The sequence below is a fragment of the Dyadobacter sp. HNCC25DJ185 genome (genome assembly GCF_056895195.1).
Genome location: NZ_JBXHAR010000004.1, coordinates 316,730 through 336,531, shown reverse-complemented (window position 1 = coordinate 336,531; position 19,802 = coordinate 316,730). Strand labels below are relative to the sequence as shown.

Sequence of the window (19,802 nt, the reverse complement as noted above, 5' to 3'; positions counted from 1 at the left end):
ATCTATTCAGCATGAGTGCGATTTCTCAAGTAAGTATTTCCCGGCCTGTTTTGGCCGGGGTCATGTCTGTACTGCTTATCCTTTTCGGTATCGTTGGCTACACCTATCTGGGAACCCGGGAATATCCGGTCACAGACTCCCCGATTGTGATGGTAACCACGGTTTATCCGGGCGCCAGTGCAGATATCATTGCCTCGCAGGTGACCAAACCTTTGGAGGAAGCCATTGCGGAAGCCAACGGGATCAGATCGGTTTCGTCTACTTCCCGTGAACAGGTGAGCATAATCACCGTCGAATTTGAACTAAATGCGGACCTGGAAGCAGCTGCCAACGATGTGCGGGATAAAGTTTCCAAATCACGTCAGCAATTGCCCACGGATATCGAGCCTACCATTGTTGAAAAAGCAGGCCCGGCCGATTTCCTGGTGTTTTTGACGGTTCAAAGCAAGACCAAAACATTGGAAGACGTAACGGATTTTGTCAATATCAACATCAAAGAACGTCTGCAATCGATCCCGGGAGTTCGTCTCGTGGATTCCTATGCAGGAAGAAAACGGGCGATGCGTTTACGGATGGATCCGGTCAAGCTGGCTGCCTATGGTTTGACCCCAATTGACATTCAAAAAGCATTGCAGCGTGAAAACGTGGATTTGCCAAGCGGAAGGATTGAAGGACAAAACACGGAAGTGACCCTCCGGACCCAAGGCAGATTGGTGACAGAAGACGATTTCAATAACATGATCATCCGGGAAAGCGAAGGCGCCATTGTTCGCTTCAAAGATGTGGGCGAGGCGATTATGTCTTCGCAAAACGAGCGTACCGCGATGATCATTTATAATGGAAAAAGAGCTGATTATGGCGTGGGAACGGGCGTAAGCCCGCAGCGTGGCGCCAACTCGCTGGCGATCGTGGACGAATTCAAAAAACGTTTTGAAGAAATCCAGAAAACCGCCCCGAAAGAATATGAGATCGCTTTGGGGAAAGATTTTACAGTTCCGGTAAGAAACTCATTATCAGAAGTTGAGGAAACATTATTACTTGCTTTCGCCCTGGTATCCCTGATCATTTTCGTGTTCCTGAGAGACTGGCGCAGCACATTGATCCCGCTGCTCGCGATCCCGGTTTCCATCGTCTCGGCCTTTTTCATTATGTATATTGCCAACTTCTCGATCAATGTGCTGACATTGCTCGGGCTGGTACTTGCGATCGGGCTGGTGGTCGATGACGCGATCATTGTTTTGGAGAACATATATAGCAAGGTCGAGGAAGGCATGTCGCCGATCCAGGCGGCGCGGCAGGGTTCCAATGAAATCTACTTCGCGGTAATTTCCACCACCATCACATTGGTGGCAGTATTCCTCCCGATTTTGTTTTTAGGCGGATTAACAGGCCGCTTGTTTAAAGAATTTGCAATTGTAGTGGCTGGTTCAGTCACGGTTTCAGCCTTCGTAGCATTAACACTTACGCCGATGATGAGCGCTTATTTGCTCAGATCAGGAACCTCCCATAATTGGCTTTATAAGAAAACAGAACCCTGGTTCGTAGCGCTGAACAATGCGTATGCACGCTCATTGTCGGCATTTATGAAAGTTCGCTGGCTCGGTGTGGTGTTATTGCTCGTATCATTTGGGGTGGCTTACTGGCTCGCGCCGAAGCTGCCTTCCGAACTCGCGCCGCTGGAAGACCGGTCGATGATCGGGCTCGCGGTGATCGCGCCTGAAGGTACTTCCTACGAAAGTATGGAGGCCAGCATGAAGGAAATTGGGAATTATATCAGCGATTCCATTCCCGATCTCAATGCGGAGCGCACTTACACTGCTGTTGCCGCAGCGGGAGGTACTTTGGCCCAACCAGTGAATGGTGGTTTTCAGTGGATATTTTTGAAAGAGCCGAAGGACAGAAAAAGCGGCTTAACACAGGCGCAGATCTTCATGAAACTGGTGATGGCTACCCGGCAATTCAGGAACGTACTGATTATTCCTATCCAGTTACCTACCATCGGCGGTTATGGAAATACGCAGCCTGTCCAATATGTAATCCAGGCGCCGAGTTTGAAAGGATTGATCGAGGTGATGCCGAGGCTGATGACTCAGGTAGGAAGCAGCAAAAAGCTGAATTTTGCCGATGCGGATTTTAAAATCAACCGCCCCGAAATCAGTATCAGCATCGACCGCCAGCGAGCGGCCCAGTTGGGAATTTCAACCCAGGATATTGGTCAGACTTTGCAACTGGCATTGAGCAGCAGGAGGTATGGTTACTTTATTTTCAACGATCGCCAATACGAAGTGATCGGCCAATTGGAGCGCGAGGACCGGTCCGCACCTTACGACCTGAAATCTCTGTATCTCAAATCGGGCAGCGGGGAAATGGTTTCACTGGATAATGTAACCAAACAAAATGAGGGTATCAGTCCGCCAGCGATTTACCGATATAATCAGTCTTACAGCGCTACGATTTCAGCAACACCGGCGGCAGGGGTAAGCTTGGGAGAAGCGATCCAGGAATTGGATAAAATCACTTCCCAAGAACTTCCAAAAGGTTTTACAACTGCATTGGCAGGGCAAAGCCGCGATTACTCCGAAAGCAGTTCGAGCCTGATCTTTGCGTTCATTTTTGCGATTGTGCTCATCTACCTGGTGTTGGCTGCCCAGTTTGAAAGTCTGGTCGATCCGTTTATTATCCTGCTCACCGTGCCGATGGCTTTGACAGGCGCATTGTTAAGTCTCTGGTTTACTGCCCAAACCGTGAATATTTTCAGCCAGATCGGGATTATCATGCTCATTGGTCTGATCACCAAAAACGGTATCCTGATCGTGGAATTTGCAAACCAAAGTAAGGAAGAAGGCACCTCCACATTTGAGGCGGCCAAAGTAGCGGCGGTTTCCCGTTTCCGCCCGATTTTGATGACGACGCTGGCCATGATTTTCGGAACATTACCGATCGCATTGTCACTCGGAACATCATCCGGAAGTCGCCAATCGCTTGGAATTGTGGTCGTTGGCGGGCTGATCTTCGCCGGGGTGCTGACGCTTTATGTGATCCCGTCCATTTATTCCTACTTATCAAGACCATTGCGGAAACGCGACGATGCAAGGCCTGTTCCACAATCAGAGGAAGCTTTGCTGCACACACATTAATTCCAGAAAGGAACATGAATACCACATATCAATCATGAAAAATACATTGTTAGACAGATATACCAGGATAAAGCTATTGGGCCTTATCCTGGCCCTCAGCCCGCTTTTTAGCTGGGGGCAGAAACAAACCTTATCTTTGGAGCAAGCCATTGAAGCCGCTAAAAATCATAACCGCGACCTGCGGATCGATTCGATGGGGATCCGCAAATCGGCCCAGCAAACGGCGGTTACACAGGGTTTGTTAATGCCGAATATCAGCCTCACCGGCCAGTTTCAACATTATTTCCAGAAACCCGTCTTTTTTGGCCTCAATGGGAATTCGTCATCTTCCGAAAAGATTGGCTATGCCCGCTTTGGCGGTGAAGACCAGGCTGGCGCAATGCTTTCATTGGTGCAGCCGATTTACAATTCGGGCGCGCGACATGAAGTTCAGCGAAGGAAATTGGTGGAAAAGCAAAGCAAGCTGATATTCCAGGAAAAGGAAATTGATGTCGTTGCGCAAGTCAGACAGAATTATGTGCGGCAGCTGGTTCTCAGCGAGCGTCTTAAGCTGCAAAGAGAGAGCATTCTTCGTAACCAGAAGGCATTGGCGGATTCCAGGTATCTCTTAGCCCAGGGAAAAGCATTGCGGGTGGATACGTTGCGGGCCTATACGCTGGTCAAAAACCTCGAACCGGACGTTTTGAGACTTACTTATGCGGTACAGGTCAGTCAGCAGCAACTACGAAACCTGCTCGGTGACGTTTCCGAGACCGAATATGTGCTTTCCGATTCATTGGAACTGAGCTCCGCGGATTCGATCCCTTCCGAAGCGGGCACTTATAGATTATCCATTCAGCAACGCCCCGATTTACAAATTCTGACATTGAATAAAGAAATCTCGGACAAGGAAATTGACCTGTACCGTTCGGCCAGATTGCCAGTCGTGAATTTTGTAAGCCAGTACCAGCTGAACACCCAAACCAATCAATTCAGGTTTGGCAACGCAGATTATCCGCCGGTTTTCTTCGCTGGTATCCAGTTTGCGATCCCGATTTTTAGCGGAAACCAGCATGTGAACAGTATTGCGCTGGGAAAAATTGAAAGACAACAAGCGGATTTAGTCTATCGCAATGCGCAAGAACAATTGAAAACGGAGGTCAAACAAATCCTGGCCAGCCTTATCGAAACATCAGAAAGGATCAAAACCCAGCAGGGAGTTTCAGCAACGGCTGAACTGAGTTATTCCATTACCAGGTATCGGTACGAAAAAGGTGTCGCATCGCGGCTGGAGCTAACTGACGCCGAACTGGCCCTGACTACCGCCAAAGCCAATTACCTCGAATCCGTTTTCGACTATCTATCAGCCAAAATTGAATTGGACCGGGTAACTGGCAACGCCAAAACCGGTTGGTAACGTTTGCCGCTTTACCTTAAAAGGAATCTGGTTGTGTATTTAACCTGGATTCGGGTTCTTACGGGTGAGCCAGGGGTTGTCGGTAAGGGATTTATGCGAAAATGGGTTGATAACAAACGGCGATTGTCATCAACCCATTTTACTGTTATGCTGATCAGCCTTAATACTCCCCCAAATTGAGGCCATCGGTTAAATGTAGCAACCGGATATTAAACCGATGAAAACCATGAAATAAAGCAAACTTCCACGATGGAAAAGTTGCAATGAAGTTTACGAAGTTTTATTGCTTGCTGATTTCAAACGTCTTTCAAACATGATAAATCAGTCCGGTACCTTTATCCAGCGATTTAATAGTTGTCATGTCATCGGAGGACAACTCAAAGTCAAAGACATTGAAATTTTCGTGTATTCTTTTCATATCCGCTGATTTCGGAATAGCCACGACTTCTTTCTGAATTAGCCATCGTAAAACCACCTGGGCAATGCTCTTGTTATATTTGCCTGAAAGCCCTTTTAAAAGTTCATTGTTAAAAAGATTGTTTTTGCCCTGAGCAAAGGGGGCCCATGACTCCAGCTGGATGCCTTGAGATTTCAAAGCTTTCTGCATTTCCGTTTTCTGGGAAAATGGATGTGTCTCCACCTGATTAACTGCCGGTATCACACGATGCTGCTTAAGCAAGTGCTGAATCTGATCCATATTGAAATTACTTACACCTATAGCCCTCACTTTACCTTCTTTATACAATTCTTCCATGGCTGTCCACGAGGAATTGATGTCTCCCTGCGGGAGATGAATCAAGTACAGATCAATATAGTCAAGACCCAATTTTTGTAGGGATGCTTCAAATGCGCGCTTTGCTTTTTCATACCCGGGATCCGCTGGCAAAAATTTAGTAGTCACAAAGATTTCTTCTCGTTTGACATTACTTTTTTTGATCGCTCTGCCGACCGATTCCTCATTATAGTATGCCGCAGCCGTGTCGATCAGTCTGTAGCCAATATTTAAAGCATTTAGCACAGACTGCTCACACGCCGAACCGTCCCGAAGCAAGTAAGTGCCAAAACCAAGCAGCGGCATTTTGATGCCGTTATTTAATGTAATGTTCATCGTCCTAAATTTTAACAACTTGAAGTATGTTGCTTAGCTACAGATCCCGGTAGCAGGCTCTGCGAACGGAGCCCAGCTACCGGGGTCGCCCAATCGCCTAAGCTTTCCGGTCTATCACCTTGTCCAGACTTTCCGGATACCGGCCGCCCCTGGCTTCAATGTTATCTGCACCCCGGGTGATCGTGCTTAGCTCAGCGGGTGAAAGATCCAGAACCGCAGCTCCGATATTTTCCTTTACACGTTCCGATTTCGTGGTACCCGGGATCGGAACGATCCATCGCTTCTGTGCCAGGATCCAGGCAAGCGCCACCTGCGCGGCGGAAGCTCTTTTCTCCGTCGCAACGCGGTCGAGGATGTCCACAAAGGCCTGATTCGCTTCCATGTTTTCTTTCTGAAAACGGGGGAAGTAACTCCGGCCATCTTCTTTTTCAAAGACCGTGTCGACAGCTATTTTTCCGGTCAGAAAGCCCCGGCCGAGTGGGCTGAAGGGCACAAAACCGATCCCCAGTTCTTCCAGCACAGGAAAGACCTTTTCTTCGGGTTCACGCCACCAGAGGGAGTACTCGCTCTGCAGCGCCGTCACGGGTTGCTCGGCGTGGGCTTTGCGAATGTTGCTGACCCCAGCCTCGGATAGCCCGAAGTGCTTCACCTTACCCGAGGTAATAAGATCCTTCACGGTGCCAGCCACATCCTCTATGGGGACGGTCGGGTCCACACGGTGCTGGTAGAGGAGATCAATCGTATCGATGCGCAAGCGTTTGAGTGATGCTTCCACTACTTTGCGGATGGTTTCCGGGCGACTGTCAAGTTCAGCGTTCGAACCATTCTTGAATCCAAATTTGGTGGCGATCACCACCCTGCCTTTGAAAGGCTCCAGAGCCTCTCCAACGATATCTTCGTTGGTATAAGGGCCGTAAACCTCCGCAGTATCAAAGAAGGTGATACCCTGTTCCGCGGCGTCGCGCAACACGCGAATCGCTTCATTCCGGTCCGGTTGGTTGGCATATCCATGGCTTAATCCCATGCAGCCGAAACCAAGTTCAGACACTTCTAATCCTGAGGTTCCTAATGGTCGTGTTTTCATGTTGAATATTTGAATGTTTTACTGTCGCAAAATTGTGGAGGGAGTGCGAGCCGCTTTGTATACAGATTACGGGTTTCCCTACCATTATTACTGATTGCGAAGACAGGTATGACAAAGGCGCAACAGAACCTGTAATTTTGTAATGATAAAAGTTAAGGTAAGAGAAAGATGTAGGTATGGAAGAGATTGTAAAAATTGACAGCATTGCCCGGTACAATACCATGCGTGGTGTAACAACCAAACATCCTCTGGTTACGGTAATCGACGCTTCGAAGGTAAAAGCAATGCCCGCCAAATCATTTAACTTTGGTTTGTATGCGGTGGCTCTGAAAGAACATCATTCTGCCCAGCTGCGCTATGGACGAACGCACTATGACTACCAGGAAGGAAGCCTGATATTTGTAGCGCCCGGGCAGATCTTAGGTGTGCAGCCTGGCGCAGCACCATTTGCGCCGAAAGGCTGGACATTACTCTTTCATCCCGACCTGATCAACGGCACTACGCTGGGCAGACACATTCAGGAGTACTCTTTCTTTTCGTATGACGTAAATGAAGCGCTTCACCTGTCGGATAAAGAGAAGAGTATCGTAATGGATTGTTTCTCAAAAATCGAGTATGAACTTGATCAAAATATAGACAAGCACAGCAAAACACTGATTGCATCCAACATCGAGTTGCTGCTCAATTACTGCATCCGTTTTTACGACCGCCAGTTCATTACCCGCGACAATGCGAACAGAGGAATCCTCGAAAGGTTTGAATATTTATTGAAAGACTATTTTTCTACCGACAAACCGGAGAACGAAGGCTTACCATCCGTCGCTTATTGCGCCGAAGCCCTGCATTTATCACCCAACTATTTTGGTGACCTGGTGAAGAAAGAAACCGGCAGGTCTGCTCAGGAATACATTCAGTCAAAAGTGATCGATGTGGCGAAAGAGAGAGTGTTTGATATGGATAAATCCGTGAGTGAAATTGCCTATGAATTGGGCTTTAAATACCCGCAGCATTTCACCCGTTTGTTCAAACAAAAAACAGGTGTTACACCTCATGATTACCGGATGATGAATTAAATGAAATCGTTTATAATATCATTTTCAGATGACTTTCACATCGCTTCGAAAAGATCCACCAACTGAACTTGCCGTCCGGACCGGGGCTCATCGCACAGCCAACAAAGCCTGCCATCTCCACCTCCAAGATGATGTGCATGAAGATCCCTTACCACCTCAGCGGGCAACAAGTACTTTGAAAACATTTATCGCCTGGGTGGCCTATGCAGCGCTGGCCACCCACTCAACACTCGAGCGTAAACCGTCGATCTTCATCTGACAAGATCCACAACTCATTTTTTTATAAACCGCAGGATAATTATTCTGCCGTTTCTCTCTCGCAGGAACATTGAAAAGGTATATTTTTCACAATAAATTTTATATTTGGTTTAATCTCCCATCAGACAAATCAAATATGGAACAGCATTACAAACCCACACTTCAGGTCTCTTTTCATGGCGAAGGGACGAAACTATTCGGGATTTATATTGTCAATATCCTGCTCACAGTCTTCACCTTCGGCCTATATTACCCTTGGGCGAAAGCGGCGCTTTTGAAATATGTATATGAGGAATCCGAGTTTGATGGCAGCCGGTTTACCTTTCATGGGACAGGGAGGGAAATGTTCATTGGTTTCATCAAGGCCATCGCCATTATTCTGGTTATTTACGGCATACTGATCGGGGCCATTTTTTCCAGAAACCCTGTCATCATTTCGATTGGGCTCCTCGTTTTCTATGCTGCATTGCTTTTGCTGATTCCGGTCGCTATTCACGGCTCCATGCGGTACCGAATGTCCAGATCTTCCTGGCGCGGCATTCATTTTGGTTACCGCGGCAACCTGAAAGAATTTGTGACCATGTTTGTGATCGGCAGTCTGTTATCCATTTTCACATTGGGCATTTATGCCTTCTGGTTTATTGTCGAAATCCGTAAATACATTTTCAAAAACCTCCGTTTCGGGAACCTGACCTTTTCTTATGAAGGAGAAGGAGCAGCGTTCTTTTGGTTAAATGTCAAGGGATATTTCCTGTCATTGTTTACATTGGGGATCTATTCTTTCTGGTACGCCAAAGACCTGTTTGCATTTTATGTCGATAACATCCGGCTTTACCAGGATAACAACCGGATCGTGTTCCGCTCCAATGCGACGGCTGGCGGTTATTTCAAACTGATCTTTGGGAACATACTCATTATTTTACTCACATTGGGATTGGGCACGCCCTGGGCCATCGTACGTGCGCTCAGCTTTGTTTTTTCACATATCCAGATCGAAGGCTCTCTCAATGTAAACGCAATCCGGCAGACCGAAGAGAATTATACGGATGCCACAGGTGAAGATCTGGCCGATATCATCGATATTGGGCTTGTTTAGAAATACCAACCCTATTTCATGTTGAATATTAGTGTAAAGTATCACGACGGGAGGCGCTCTATTGCCCACGATGCTACTTTGACTTTGATGCCGGATTATTGGCTGATCCACTATGTGGATCAGGATGACGAGTTGCAATCTGTGAAATGGGAACTCGACCAGATTAAAGCCGATCAGAATTTTACCACGCTTTATATTCTCAGATATGGTGGTTTTCCACAGCAGACCATCGAAACCAAAGAAAAAAATCTGCCCGTTGTTTTAAAAGAAAAGTATCCTTCGCGGGTATTTTTCAAAAAAAACGTATCCGGTATCTTCAGGAAGACCAACACGCTGGTGATCGGCCTGGCCGCGTTAACGATCGTGCTGTTGGGTTGCTCATATTGGTTTGCACTTCCCTTTTTGGCTGAACAAATTGCGTCACGTGTTCCTCAAAGTATGGAAGCACAGCTCGGTGAAGCGCTCTATGATCATATGATTTCGGACTACCAGGTGAACGATACCCTCACGGCACGGGTAAATGATTTCGTCCAATCTATTGATTTCAGAACCACTTATCCAATCGAAGTCACTGTCGTAAAGAAAGACCAGGCCAATGCCTTCGCACTGCCGGGAGGGCACATTGTCGTGTATGACAAGATACTGGAAGGGATGCAGACCAAAGAAGAACTGGCGGCGCTTTTAGCGCACGAGGTAGCCCACGTTCAATACCGCCATTCCCTGAAAAGTATGTTCAGGAGCCTGGCCGGCTATCTTTTTATTTCATTGGTAATCAGTGATGTAAATGGCATCGTGGCAGTGCTGGCCGACAATTCCAATATGCTGGTCAATCTTACTTATTCCCGGGATCTGGAAACGGAGGCCGATCACCGTGCCATGCAAACGCTCCAGAGCGACGGAATTAGCCTGAAAGGTTTTGTAGATTTATTCCAATTGCTGGAAAGCCACGCAGGGGATGTGGGTAACTTCAGGATTTTGAGCACCCACCCGCTCAACCAGGAAAGGATACAGCATGCCAAAGCGCTCGCCCGGGAGCAGACCAATATCAGAGATCAGTCGGTTCTGCAGCATAAGTGGCAGAAGATCAGATTCAACAAGTCTTAATGGGTATGGCATTATTTTTGTGACTTACTTATAAAAGAAATGATACATCATGAAAGCACTAACAACAGAAGGGCAGCAATATATCAAGGACCTGGCTGCAAAATATAACCTTAAAACAGAGACCGTTGAAACCATGTTGAAGGCGGTTATCAACGGTGGCGGAACCATGGCACAATTTAATATTCCTGAACTTGGAGGTTCCGGGCAATGGATGAAAGGTGGTATGACAATGGTAGGAGATATGTTCAACAGTTCATTAAAGACGACTGTTGATAAACTTGCCAGCGAGTTGTCCTCTATTGTTACTACGAGAATTTTATTTGCGGAAGCTGAAAACCTGGATGTTGAAAAGAAACATACAAGCGGGAGTTTTTCCAGCCATTCAGGCAGCTCCTGGCCGTCCGTATTTGGGAATCCAACATCCAGCGGTTCACAGAATAACTTCAAATATGCCTATTTTGGGCCAGTGAGGCGCCTGGTTATCGAGGAAGATGGTAAAAGGACCATTTACGATACCAAACATCACCAGATAACCGGTATTTCGCAGCAGCAGGGATCAGGGAATTCCTACAAGTTTACCAGCCAGGAGGGGCCTGTGGATATCAACAGTTTATCAGTCATTTCAGAGCCAAGCGCCCAAATGCAGGCCACGCCGGAAATTGCGTACGATGTAACTTCAAATGCCGACCTCCGGAATTCCGAAACATCCCGAAGCCCTCAGGATATCGTTATTTCCACGATCGAAAAAATCAGTGTACTTTTTGAGAAAGGGCAGATTACGGAAGAGGAGTTTAAAACCAAAAAGCAGGAGCTTTTGGCAAGATTATAATTTTGACCTGATGTCATTTTGGTTGGGCCCGGAAAATTTTCGGGCCTGATTGTTGATATGGCAATCTGGAGAATACTAAGACGTTTACCAACTGACGGTCGTACCAATCCAATGTAATTTTCCTTTATTTGCAAGCGTCAAGCCGTAATCTCTTGATTGTAGAAATGATATTTGCGCAGATTTCAAAAATAGTTGATCCCATCGCCATCAAGCTGGATGGATGGTTTGTAGAGTCCGTCAAGGTGATTCCCAACCTGATCATGGCCATCATAATTCTGGTGGTTTTCAGGGTTTTGGCAAAATATGTAAGCCGGATCATGGAGCAGATTTTAGGTCGCGCCTCCCAGAATATAGCGTTGGTCAGCCTGATTTCGGCCATCACCAGAATAGCCATCGTGATGACGGGCCTTTTCTTTGCACTGGGCATAATGGGACTTGATAAGACAGTCACATCGTTGCTGGCTGGCGCAGGTGTTTTGGCGCTTGCACTCGGTTTTGCATTTCAGGACCTGACCACCAACTTCATTTCTGGGGCTTTTATTGCGGTTCAGAGACCGATCAAAGTGGGGGACATTATTGAAACCAATGGTTATACGGGTAAGGTATTATCGATTGGGCTGCGGTCTGTCAAATTGGATAATTTCGCCGGACAGCAAGTGGAACTGCCGAGTAAGGATATCTTTCAGAAACCTATTGTGAATTTCACATTTTCCGGCGAACGTCGCGTGCAGATGGAATGCAGTATCGGCTATAAAGATGACCTGGGAATCGTGGAAAATCTGGCGCTTTCTGTCATCAACCAACTGGATTTTTTAAATAAGTTAAAACCAGTCGAACTCAACTTCACACGGTTCAGCGAAAAGAGCATCGATTTCGAAATCCTGTTCTGGATCAACCAGGATAAAATAGGCCCCGGCCCGGCGAAAAGTATTGCCATGAAGGCCGTAAAAAGGGTTTTTGATGAGAATGGCATCGCATTCCCGACGCCGGTGAGGGCCGTGGAAGTAATGCCCGGGAAAGGGGTGGCCGAATGATCATTGCAACCGTAAACAAAAACGCCTGCCTCAAAAAATGAAACAGGCATTTTTAATATGAACCTCAATTGATATCAATATCTGTAAGTCTCCGCTTTGTACGGTCCGGTTGTTGACACGCCGATGTACGCAGCTTGCTCCTCAGTCAGAGTGTCCAGTTTCGCACCTACGTGGGCCAGGTGGAAAGCAGCTACTTTTTCGTCCAATGCTTTTGGAAGTACGTAAAGTTTTTTCTCGTAAGCCGCAGTATTGGTCCAAAGTTCGATTTGTGCCAAAGTCTGGTTAGAGAAAGAGCATGACATCACGAAGGATGGGTGGCCCATTGCGCAGCCCAGGTTTACCAAACGTCCTTCAGCAAGTACGATAATGTCTTTGCCTTCGATGTTGTAAATATCAACCTGCGGTTTGATCTGCGACTTGGTATGACCGTATGATTTGTTCAACCAGGCCATATCGATTTCATTGTCGAAGTGGCCGATGTTGCAAACCACCGCTTTGTCACGCATTTTGCGGAAGTGCGCCTCGGTAATGATCTTGTAGTTACCAGTTGCAGTTACAAAAATGTTCGCACGGCTGGCAGCTTCGTCCATGGTAACCACTTCAAAACCGTCCATGGCGGCCTGAAGCGCACAGATTGGATCGATTTCGGTTACCAATACGCGGCAGCCTGCTCCGCGAAGGGATTCGGCAGAACCTTTACCTACGTCACCGTAACCTGCTACTGCTGCTACCTTACCGGCAAGCATCAAGTCTGTTGCACGACGGATTGAATCTACAAGCGATTCGCGGCAGCCGTATTTGTTATCAAATTTAGATTTGGTCACCGAGTCATTCACATTGATCGCCGGCAAATGAAGGGTGCCGTTTTTGTAACGCTCGTACAAGCGGTGAACGCCGGTTGTTGTTTCTTCCGAAAGACCTCTGATGCCTTCGATCAGCTCGGGGTATTCGTCAAAAACCATATTGGTAAGGTCACCGCCGTCGTCCAGGATCATGTTCAGGGGCTTGCGGTCTTCTCCGAAGAAAAGGGTCTGCTCGATACACCAGTTGAATTCCTCTTCATTCATTCCTTTCCAAGCGTAAACCGGGATACCTGCTGCTGCGATTGCCGCCGCTGCGTGGTCCTGTGTAGAGAAGATGTTACACGACGACCACGTCACTTCCGCACCCAATGCGGTTAATGTTTCGATCAATACTGCAGTCTGGATGGTCATGTGAAGGCAACCTGCAACACGTGCACCCGCCAATGGCTGAGATGGCCCGTATTCAGCGCGGATCGCCATTAAGCCCGGCATTTCTGCTTCTGCCAATGTAATTTCTTTGCGGCCCCATTCGGCCAGCGAGATGTCTTTTACCTTGTAAGGAATGTACGTTTCGGTTGACGTTGCCATTATTTTACAGTTTAGTTATTTTCTTGATTATGCTACAAAACTAAGTAGAAAAACCACCGACGGGAAGAAAAGCAGATACAAATTGTGATTTGGCTTAAAGAATTGGATAAATTATCTAATATCGGCTCGTAACCTAACGCTTTGACACTAAGTCAGAAGAGTAAACCTACCTCTGATAGATATTTTGTCCTGACCAGAAAATATTGCCTCAGAAGGCTGTTGTTCGTCGACGATACCGGTGCATCTGTCGACAATGGTTTCGTTTCAAAATTTTGGGTTGTCAATTAATTATATTTGTTCATGCGCCCTAAGGTTTCGATATTCTTTTCCTCTGCCCCCAAAAGACTTTTACTGCACATCATGTTTTGGGGGGCAGTACTGCTTGTGCTGACATTCATTTATGGAACAGGTATGCCGGATTACGGGCTGGCGCTGCGTATTGTTGCCCTCTTTCTGCCGATCCATATCTTTTACTTTTATAGCATTGGTTACGTCATTATCCCCCGGTATTTCAATCGGAAAAAGTACTTGGAAGTCGGTATCAGTATCATTTTTTGTGTGCTGCTTTCAACGCTCGCTTTCCGGCTGGTGGAAATCCTGGTCGCGGATCCGATTATTTATGCAGCTGTAAAAAGGAACGATCCGACGTTTGTATGGAAGAAATTGGACGGGACTTTTGTGCATCAGCTGACCAAGCCTGTATACCTGATCAGTGCCTTTGAGCAGACCAACATTTTTGTCTGGATCGCATTGTCAATCAAATTTTTCAAAATGTGGTTTGAAAGGAGGCAGGCCGCCATAGAAGCAGAACTGAATTTCCTGAAAGGGCAGCTGCACCCTCATTTTTTATTTAACACACTTAATAACCTCTATGCATTAACCCTTACGCAAAATCCCCAGTCACCTTCCGTCGTGATGGGACTGGCGGAAATATTGAGATATATGCTGTATGAAGCCAATACGGATGTTGTTGATCTTCAAAGGGATATAAGCATTGTGGAAAGTTATATTGAGCTTGAAAAAATCAGGTATGGAGAGCGGCTCGACATTAATTTTAGCATCAATGGACTGGCCAGTAACCAGCGAATCACTCCCTTGCTGATTCTTCCATTGGTTGAAAACGCTTTCAAACATGGCGCGAGCGAACAGGTAGGGCAGGCGTGGATCAACATTGATTTAAGGGTTAAAAACAATTTACTTAAATTCAAGATAGCCAATAGCCGACCGGAAAAAGCGGTCGTGAAGGACGACAGAAAACATCATGTAAGCATTGGACTGGCCAATGTTCGTAAAAGGATGGACATTTTGTACCCTTCTGCGTATCAGCTGAGGATATTGGAGGAAGACGATGTGTTTGCGGTGATCCTGGAAATTGAATTGGATAAACGAATGGAAATATAAAAGACGATGGCACTAAGGGCAATTTTGGTAGATGACGAACCGCATGCAATTGAGGTTCTGGATAACTATCTCGGCAATTTCAACGAGATTGAGATCGTCGCGCGGTGCCAGGATGCAATTCAGGCATTTCAGGTTTTGCAGCAAAACCAGGTCGACCTGATGTTTCTGGACGTCAAAATGCCAGGCCTAAAAGGTACGGATCTGCTCAGAAGCCTCAAAAACCCGCCAAAAGTCATCTTTACCACCGCTTACCAGGATTATGCCGTGGAAGGCTTCGACCTGAATGCGGTGGACTACCTGCTGAAACCGATTCCTTTTGAGCGCTTTCTGAGGGCAATGGACAAGGTCTTTACCGGCTTGAATATGAGCAATCAGCCAGTCTCGGTGGTCGAAAAAAATGTAGTTAGCAATAAAGATGTTTTTCTGTATCTTAAAGTAGACCGTAAAATGGTGAAAGTGAATGTCAATGATATTTACTGGATAGAAAGCCTGCGAGACTACATTAAAGTTGTTTTGAAAGATAAAGTGCTGATATCCAAGCAAAAAATTAGCTTGCTCGAAGAGCTTTTGCCCGAGGACAGCTTCATCAGGGTACATCGCTCTTTTATTGTATCAGTCGATAAAGTGCAAAGCTACCACTCCCACAAAATCGAAATCGAAGGCAAAGAACTCCCCATCGGCCGCAATTTCAGAAACGACTGCCAAAGAAGATTCAAACTGACATTTTGATTTTTATCAAAATGTCCGGGGGCTCAAGCCCCCGGCAAAAGATCAATGGGCTGTGGCGCCTTAGCGCCACAGCCCATTGAAGCCGATGGCGGCCATCCATGTCCGTTCGCTTCAGCGAACGGATAACGGCGTTTGTCGACAAATGATGCTGTTGATCGACACTACGCTTCTGCACTGCTTTTCCCTTCTGTTTTAGGCTTAAAATTGCAGCGCCATTTGCAAATGGCATTGTCAGTTTTATTAGCCATTGAAAATAATCAACCATGTTGAACAGTAAAACAATTCTGCTCGCAGCGCTATCCTTCGCGCTGTTTTTTGCAAGTTGTAAGGAAGACGAAGTCGTAGAACCGGGTAACACACTTACAGCGAAAGCCGGGGCCGACCAGAATGTAAAAGTAGGGGATGTAGTCACATTGGACGGCAGCGGCTCCACGGATAAAGAGAACAAGCCATTCGATTACCGCTGGGCTTTTTCAAAGAAACCTGCCGGCAGCACGATAAACCTCAGCAGCCCGACCACCAGCAAAGCTACTTTCACCGCAGATATCCCGGGTGAGTATGAGCTGGAACTGACGATCAGCAATGCCAGCGGAGAGAGCAAAGACAAAGTCCTGATCACGGCCACGGCCATTGAGCCAATCGTACTTGAGACAAATATCAAGACAAAGACCATTTTGGAAGACCGGATAAATAACCCCGCCTTCCCCGATTACATTGTCAATGCCAATGTGGTTGTGAACGCGGAACTGACATTGAAACCGGGTGTGGTTATTGCCTTTGCACGGGACACCAGGCTGGAAGTAAATGACAACGGGGGCGTCCTGATTGCAAAAGGCGATACGCTGAAACCCATCCGGCTGATCGGAAAAGAGGCCACAAAAGGGTTCTGGACCGGTGTGATCGTACGGTCGTCGAGCAGTGCCAACCTGCTCGAATGGGTGCAAGTGCTGCACACAGGAAGCAAGCCAATTTATAGCCTGACCAACGCAGCAGTAGGTGTTTTGGGTGGCTCAAGAGCAGAACTTTCCGTGAAAAGTTCATTGTTTGAAAACAATGCGGGATATGGGTTGTTTGTCCAGTCAGGGGCGGTTCTGTCTGGATTTTTGAGGAATACTTTCAAGGATAATGCGGAGGCGGGTATTTATCTCGACGCGGCGAATGTGGAAAACCTGGATTACAATTCGGTATTCACCAATGGAAACGGGCGTAATGTGGTGGAAGTGTATGCGTCGGCCTTGCCCAAGAATGTCACCGCCGAAGTTGTATGGAGGGGTTTTAAAGACAAAACGCCTTACCGCATCCTGGAATCGCTGACGAGCGACGCTAACTGGAAGCTGATGCCCGGCGTAGTGATCGAAATGTCGAGAGGCGCACGCCTGTCTGTAGACAACGGGTACCTCAATGCAGTGGGAACGCAGGCTTCCAAAATCATCATCAAAGGCGCGGAGAACTCAGCAGCTTATTGGCGAGGACTGATCTGCTTTTCAACCAGCAATCTCAATGTTTTCGAATATGCGGAAATATCGGGAGGAGGGAGCACGGCGCTTGTTTCAGGTAAAAAGGTCAACATTGCCGTCTACGGCGGCCAGGCGAGAATGCAGATCAAGCACTCCAAAATATCGGGCAGCGGCGGTTACGGGATTTTTGTAAACTACCAGGCGAGCATCAATGAGGATGTTGAAACAGTCAACACCTTTGCCGATAATGCGGAAGGCAAGCTTCTGAAAGAGTAGAAGTATGGGAAGTTTTAACCTTTGCGTCAGCCTGATCTTCGGGCTGATCGCCTTCCTCGCGGTTTTTACATTTTATCAGGCAATCAATCATGTAAAAGGGTTTGTGATTGCGCTAGTGGTATGGGTAGCGTTGCAAAGTGGTATTTCAGCTTCCGGTTTTTACACGATCACAAATACATATGTCCCCCGGCTCGTCTTAGTGATGGTCCCGCCTGTTCTGTCGATGGCCTGGCTCTTTTTGGCCAGGCCCGGGAAAGCACTCGTGGACAGGATGGACTTGCATCTGCTCACGGTCATACATGTTGTACGGGCGCCTCTGGAAGTGGTGTTGTACTGGCTGTACCTCGGAGACCTGGTGCCCCGTGAAATGACCTTCGGGGGAGGTAACCTGGATATCATTTCGGGCGTAACGGCCCCGTTCATTTACTATTGGGGGATACTGAAAGGGAAAATACGCTGGCGATTGGTGGTGATATGGAACATTTTAAGCCTTGGCTTGCTCATGAATGTAGCCTTGAAATCCATTTTGTCGGCCCCTTATTTTTTTCAGACCCTTGCATTTGAACAACCCAACATGGCTGCGCTGCATTTTCCGTTTGTGTTTCTTCCCGGCGCGGTAATCCCGATGATTGTATGTGCTCACCTGGTAGTGATCAGGAATCTGGTCAAAACTCATTGGTACGAGCATCAAAGCAGCACGCTTTTCAGCCAGTTTTTTATCAAATAAATATTTAGCCATGAAAATCATAAAAATATCTCTGCTGGCAGCCTTGCTACCGGTGGCCAACCTGGTGCCGATTTTTTCCGGACAAAACAGGTCATCGAGGCAGCCCTATCCCGAAACTGGGTTTTGGGTAACCGAAACAACACCTGACCAAAAGAAAACGATTGTAAAGTACTACGCCAACAGCAACTACCTCGTTTCCGAAACGGTCGAGGCAAATCAGCTGGATATCTCGAAACTGACCGTTAGAAAGTACCTGAACAGCAGGCTCAAAACCGAGCTCGCAAAAGATTCGACCATTAAAACGTTACCAAAGCTTTATGAAATCGATTGACCTGGTGCCGTTCATCCGGATGACAGGAGTTGTGCTTTATTTCTTCATCGCAGCCCAGGGCGCGTTTTACCATTTTGGCTTTGGCAAAGCATTGTTTCAGATCTCTGCCGATCATTTTATCGAGTTACGTAAAGCGGTTGACCCGGTTGTGAGACCAAGATTCAAAGGACTGTATTTTTCTGCACTGGGCGTCCTCTTTCTATGGCTGCTCATTTCGGATAAGTCGGGCGGCTTTCTTTCCTACGGGCCGGTTTTCCTCGCGTTTCTGCTGCTCATAGCGGATATGGTGCTGATCGTAAAATTCAGTGAACCCGTGAACGAACTGATCAACAGCGATTTGCTCAATACCCCAACCGGCTACACGAACGCCCGGGCCGAATGGCTGAAATTCATTTTTATCAGAGGCTACCTTTCCATGGCTGGATTCTTCCTGCTGATGCTACAGCTTGTCCTGAAAGTCCGGTAAGGACGCGTGTACGTTTATTGTTAATAGTTCAACTTTTTATTATATCCAAAAACCATGTTAAATAAAATATCCTGCATAACGCGGTGGTCAAAGGCGGTTGTGCTGCCTTTGACACTCGCCCTTCTTACTTTGATTTCCTGTAAGGACGACAAGAATGTTGATCCCGAGGAGAATCCGCAAAACACAGAAAAAGCGTTGATCCCCGATAAAAATCAGACTTACACTTACAAAATTGAAGACAGTGAAGGTGCTGAAAGCAACTCGGTAGTACGAGTTAAAAGTGTGAAGGATTCTGTTGGGATCCCGGTTTTCAATATCGAAAATGTCATGAGCGACCAGGGGGGCACAACCACATTGAATTACAGGGCGTTCAGTCGTAATGGGTTCACCACCAATGAATTGTCTGTTCCGTCTGGCCTCGAAGCTCTGGAACAGTATGTCCGCGAGTTTGCCTATATAGAAGACTACAAACTATCCGGTTTTCCGCAGGTTCAGGTATTCGAGAACAAGGGTACGGTCGATAGCAAAGTGACTTTCAGCAAACAGCCCATCAAAATGCACCTGGACCTGACTATTCCGGTTGGTGAAGATGAGCAGATTTCCGCTAAACTGGATTGTACATTGCAATATGAAGATGGAAAAGCGATAAAAGAAGAAAGCATTACCACGCCGGCAGGAACATTCAATTGCAGCAAGTGGCTGTATAGCTATGAACTTCATACCAAGCTGGTCACAGATCAGACCGCTCCTGAAGAAAGCTCGGTTGTTTACACCGTAACAGTTTGGACAGCCCCGGGAGTAGGGATTGTAAAGTCCGTAGAAGCTTCCGGCTCTGATGTTACCACTACCGAACTGCAGAAAATTGACAAATAAAAAGACAGGCGGGACCTGCCGTACTAGTAAGT

General features: G+C 47.0%; 17 protein-coding genes. 14 read left to right on the top strand and 3 right to left on the bottom strand.

Annotation, left to right across the window (positions count from 1 at the left end; genetic code table 11):
* Nucleotides 1–11 precede the first annotated feature (11 nt).
* Nucleotides 12–3,137 (top strand): efflux RND transporter permease subunit, encoded by a 3,126-nt coding sequence (locus AC1XUF_RS13260; RefSeq protein WP_483342284.1) that lies wholly within the window; start codon nucleotides 12–14, stop codon nucleotides 3,135–3,137.
* A gap of 34 nt (nucleotides 3,138–3,171) precedes the next feature.
* Nucleotides 3,172–4,533 (top strand): TolC family protein, encoded by a 1,362-nt coding sequence (locus AC1XUF_RS13255; RefSeq protein ID WP_483342283.1) that lies wholly within the window; start codon nucleotides 3,172–3,174, stop codon nucleotides 4,531–4,533.
* Nucleotides 4,534–4,840: 307 nt separating this feature from the next.
* Here AC1XUF_RS13255 and AC1XUF_RS13250 read toward each other — a convergent pair whose 3' ends face one another.
* Nucleotides 4,841–5,641 carry an aldo/keto reductase gene (locus tag AC1XUF_RS13250; protein WP_483342282.1) on the bottom strand — a complete coding sequence of 267 codons (801 nt, stop codon included), beginning with the start codon at nucleotides 5,639–5,641 and terminating at the stop codon, nucleotides 4,841–4,843.
* Between the two features lie 97 nt (nucleotides 5,642–5,738).
* Nucleotides 5,739–6,725, bottom strand: a complete 987-nt coding sequence (locus tag AC1XUF_RS13245) for an aldo/keto reductase (protein WP_483342281.1) — start codon at nucleotides 6,723–6,725, stop codon at nucleotides 5,739–5,741.
* A gap of 176 nt (nucleotides 6,726–6,901) precedes the next feature.
* On the opposite strand from AC1XUF_RS13245, the gene AC1XUF_RS13240 reads away from it, so the two are divergent.
* The 5 genes from AC1XUF_RS13240 to AC1XUF_RS13220 all read left to right on the top strand — a co-directional run bounded on the left by AC1XUF_RS13240 (nucleotide 6,902) and on the right by AC1XUF_RS13220 (nucleotide 12,119).
* The gene (locus AC1XUF_RS13240; RefSeq protein WP_483342280.1) at nucleotides 6,902–7,798 is read left to right on the top strand and encodes a helix-turn-helix domain-containing protein; all 897 of its coding nucleotides are present in this window, start codon (nucleotides 6,902–6,904) and stop codon (nucleotides 7,796–7,798) included.
* 394 nt (nucleotides 7,799–8,192) lie between these two features.
* The gene (locus AC1XUF_RS13235) at nucleotides 8,193–9,152 is read left to right on the top strand and encodes a YjgN family protein (protein ID WP_483342279.1); all 960 of its coding nucleotides are present in this window, start codon (nucleotides 8,193–8,195) and stop codon (nucleotides 9,150–9,152) included.
* Nucleotides 9,153–9,170: 18 nt separating this feature from the next.
* Nucleotides 9,171–10,256: a M48 family metallopeptidase gene (locus tag AC1XUF_RS13230; RefSeq protein ID WP_483342278.1), complete on the top strand. Its 1,086-nt coding sequence runs from the start codon at nucleotides 9,171–9,173 to the stop codon at nucleotides 10,254–10,256.
* A 49-nt stretch (nucleotides 10,257–10,305) separates the two neighbouring features.
* Nucleotides 10,306–11,085, top strand: a complete 780-nt coding sequence (locus AC1XUF_RS13225) for an SHOCT domain-containing protein (RefSeq protein WP_483342277.1) — start codon at nucleotides 10,306–10,308, stop codon at nucleotides 11,083–11,085.
* A 164-nt stretch (nucleotides 11,086–11,249) separates the two neighbouring features.
* Complete coding sequence (locus AC1XUF_RS13220) at nucleotides 11,250–12,119, top strand: mechanosensitive ion channel family protein (protein WP_483342276.1); 870 nt, start codon at nucleotides 11,250–11,252, stop codon at nucleotides 12,117–12,119.
* A gap of 74 nt (nucleotides 12,120–12,193) precedes the next feature.
* Here the strand turns inward: AC1XUF_RS13220 and ahcY are convergent, their stop codons facing one another.
* Nucleotides 12,194–13,510 carry an adenosylhomocysteinase gene (ahcY, locus tag AC1XUF_RS13215; RefSeq protein ID WP_483342275.1) on the bottom strand — a complete coding sequence of 439 codons (1,317 nt, stop codon included), beginning with the start codon at nucleotides 13,508–13,510 and terminating at the stop codon, nucleotides 12,194–12,196.
* A gap of 300 nt (nucleotides 13,511–13,810) precedes the next feature.
* On the opposite strand from ahcY, the gene AC1XUF_RS13210 reads away from it, so the two are divergent.
* The 7 genes from AC1XUF_RS13210 (at nucleotide 13,811) to AC1XUF_RS13180 (ending at nucleotide 19,770) form a co-directional block, all read left to right on the top strand.
* On the top strand, nucleotides 13,811–14,911 hold the full coding sequence (locus AC1XUF_RS13210; RefSeq protein WP_483342274.1) for a sensor histidine kinase: 1,101 nt from the start codon (nucleotides 13,811–13,813) through the stop codon (nucleotides 14,909–14,911).
* A gap of 6 nt (nucleotides 14,912–14,917) precedes the next feature.
* Nucleotides 14,918–15,640 carry a LytR/AlgR family response regulator transcription factor gene (locus tag AC1XUF_RS13205; protein ID WP_483342273.1) on the top strand — a complete coding sequence of 241 codons (723 nt, stop codon included), beginning with the start codon at nucleotides 14,918–14,920 and terminating at the stop codon, nucleotides 15,638–15,640.
* Between the two features lie 263 nt (nucleotides 15,641–15,903).
* The gene (locus AC1XUF_RS13200) at nucleotides 15,904–17,373 is read left to right on the top strand and encodes a PKD domain-containing protein (protein ID WP_483342272.1); all 1,470 of its coding nucleotides are present in this window, start codon (nucleotides 15,904–15,906) and stop codon (nucleotides 17,371–17,373) included.
* A 4-nt stretch (nucleotides 17,374–17,377) separates the two neighbouring features.
* On the top strand, nucleotides 17,378–18,100 hold the full coding sequence (locus AC1XUF_RS13195) for a hypothetical protein (RefSeq protein ID WP_483342271.1): 723 nt from the start codon (nucleotides 17,378–17,380) through the stop codon (nucleotides 18,098–18,100).
* A 10-nt stretch (nucleotides 18,101–18,110) separates the two neighbouring features.
* Nucleotides 18,111–18,431: a hypothetical protein gene (locus AC1XUF_RS13190; protein ID WP_483342270.1), complete on the top strand. Its 321-nt coding sequence runs from the start codon at nucleotides 18,111–18,113 to the stop codon at nucleotides 18,429–18,431.
* A complete protein-coding gene (locus AC1XUF_RS13185; protein WP_483342269.1) occupies nucleotides 18,418–18,897 on the top strand; it encodes a hypothetical protein in 480 nt (159 codons plus the stop codon). Before AC1XUF_RS13190 ends, AC1XUF_RS13185 begins: the two co-directional genes overlap by 14 nt.
* Before the next feature lie 54 nt (nucleotides 18,898–18,951).
* Entirely contained in the window at nucleotides 18,952–19,770 is an 819-nt protein-coding gene (locus AC1XUF_RS13180; protein WP_483342268.1) for a TapB family protein, read from the top strand.
* Nucleotides 19,771–19,802: the final 32 nt, after the last annotated feature.

Coding starts and splice junctions, on each gene's coding strand:
- AC1XUF_RS13240 (WP_483342280.1), top strand. CDS start 6,902: ATGGAAGAGATTGTAAAAATTGACAGCATTGCCCGGTACAATACCATG.
- AC1XUF_RS13235 (WP_483342279.1), top strand. CDS start 8,193: ATGGAACAGCATTACAAACCCACACTTCAGGTCTCTTTTCATGGCGAA.
- AC1XUF_RS13185 (WP_483342269.1), top strand. CDS start 18,418: ATGAAATCGATTGACCTGGTGCCGTTCATCCGGATGACAGGAGTTGTG.
- AC1XUF_RS13260 (WP_483342284.1), top strand. CDS start 12: ATGAGTGCGATTTCTCAAGTAAGTATTTCCCGGCCTGTTTTGGCCGGG.
- AC1XUF_RS13200 (WP_483342272.1), top strand. CDS start 15,904: ATGTTGAACAGTAAAACAATTCTGCTCGCAGCGCTATCCTTCGCGCTG.
- AC1XUF_RS13250 (WP_483342282.1), bottom strand. CDS start 5,641: ATGAACATTACATTAAATAACGGCATCAAAATGCCGCTGCTTGGTTTT.
- AC1XUF_RS13255 (WP_483342283.1), top strand. CDS start 3,172: ATGAAAAATACATTGTTAGACAGATATACCAGGATAAAGCTATTGGGC.
- AC1XUF_RS13210 (WP_483342274.1), top strand. CDS start 13,811: ATGCGCCCTAAGGTTTCGATATTCTTTTCCTCTGCCCCCAAAAGACTT.
- AC1XUF_RS13180 (WP_483342268.1), top strand. CDS start 18,952: ATGTTAAATAAAATATCCTGCATAACGCGGTGGTCAAAGGCGGTTGTG.
- AC1XUF_RS13225 (WP_483342277.1), top strand. CDS start 10,306: ATGAAAGCACTAACAACAGAAGGGCAGCAATATATCAAGGACCTGGCT.
- AC1XUF_RS13245 (WP_483342281.1), bottom strand. CDS start 6,725: ATGAAAACACGACCATTAGGAACCTCAGGATTAGAAGTGTCTGAACTT.
- AC1XUF_RS13195 (WP_483342271.1), top strand. CDS start 17,378: ATGGGAAGTTTTAACCTTTGCGTCAGCCTGATCTTCGGGCTGATCGCC.
- AC1XUF_RS13220 (WP_483342276.1), top strand. CDS start 11,250: ATGATATTTGCGCAGATTTCAAAAATAGTTGATCCCATCGCCATCAAG.
- AC1XUF_RS13205 (WP_483342273.1), top strand. CDS start 14,918: ATGGCACTAAGGGCAATTTTGGTAGATGACGAACCGCATGCAATTGAG.
- AC1XUF_RS13230 (WP_483342278.1), top strand. CDS start 9,171: ATGTTGAATATTAGTGTAAAGTATCACGACGGGAGGCGCTCTATTGCC.
- ahcY (WP_483342275.1), bottom strand. CDS start 13,510: ATGGCAACGTCAACCGAAACGTACATTCCTTACAAGGTAAAAGACATC.
- AC1XUF_RS13190 (WP_483342270.1), top strand. CDS start 18,111: ATGAAAATCATAAAAATATCTCTGCTGGCAGCCTTGCTACCGGTGGCC.